Source organism: Streptomyces sp. NPDC048182, from assembly GCF_043202555.1.
Taxonomy (GTDB): domain Bacteria; phylum Actinomycetota; class Actinomycetes; order Streptomycetales; family Streptomycetaceae; genus Streptomyces.
The window spans coordinates 2,944-4,142 of sequence record NZ_JBIDAQ010000034.1; the positions used below are offsets into that span (position 1 = coordinate 2,944).

General features: G+C 56.3%; 1 rRNA gene (running past one end of the window). It reads left to right on the forward strand.

The features are described from left to right. Positions 1-1,177 (forward strand): 23S ribosomal RNA (locus tag ACGFZL_RS32050); it begins 1,373 nt to the left of the window's first position. The last annotated feature ends 22 nt before the right edge of the window (positions 1,178-1,199 follow it).

A 1,199-nucleotide genomic window follows, 5' to 3' on the forward strand; every position in this document is an offset into this window, starting at 1 on the left:
TCCGTGAGCTGGGGGTGGCCGCAGAGACCAGCGAGAAGCGACTGTTTACTAAAAACACAGGTCCGTGCGAAGCCGTAAGGCGATGTATACGGACTGACGCCTGCCCGGTGCTGGAACGTTAAGGGGACCGGTTAGTCCAGATTCGTCTGGGCGAAGCTGAGAACTTAAGCGCCAGTAAACGGCGGTGGTAACTATAACCATCCTAAGGTAGCGAAATTCCTTGTCGGGTAAGTTCCGACCTGCACGAATGGCGTAACGACTTCTCGACTGTCTCAACCATAGGCCCGGTGAAATTGCACTACGAGTAAAGATGCTCGTTTCGCGCAGCAGGACGGAAAGACCCCGGGACCTTTACTACAGTTTGATATTGGTGTTCGGTTCGGCTTGTGTAGGATAGCTGGGAGACTGTGAAGCATGCACGCCAGTGTGTGTGGAGTCGTCGTTGAAATACCAGTCTGGTCGTGCTGGATGTCTAACCTGGGTCCGTGATCCGGATCAGGGACAGTGTCTGATGGGTAGTTTAACTGGGGCGGTTGCCTCCTAAAGAGTAACGGAGGCGCCCAAAGGTTCCCTCAGCCTGGTTGGCAATCAGGTGTTGAGTGTAAGTGCACAAGGGAGCTTGACTGTGAGACCGACGGGTCGAGCAGGGACGAAAGTCGGGACTAGTGATCCGGCGGTGGCTTGTGGAAGCGCCGTCGCTCAACGGATAAAAGGTACCCCGGGGATAACAGGCTGATCTTCCCCAAGAGTCCATATCGACGGGATGGTTTGGCACCTCGATGTCGGCTCGTCGCATCCTGGGGCTGGAGTCGGTCCCAAGGGTTGGGCTGTTCGCCCATTAAAGCGGTACGCGAGCTGGGTTTAGAACGTCGTGAGACAGTTCGGTCCCTATCCGCTGTGCGCGTAGGAGTCTTGAGAAGGGCTGTCCCTAGTACGAGAGGACCGGGACGGACGAACCTCTGGTGTGCCAGTTGTCCTGCCAAGGGCATGGCTGGTTGGCTACGTTCGGGAGGGATAACCGCTGAAAGCATCTAAGCGGGAAGCCTGCTTCGAGATGAGGACTCCCACCTCCTAGAGAGGGTAAGGCTCCCAGTAGACGACTGGGTTGATAGGCCAGATATGGAAGCCTGGTAACGGGTGGAGTTGACTGGTACTAATAGGCCGAGGGCTTGTCCTCAGTTGCTCGCGTCCACTGTGTT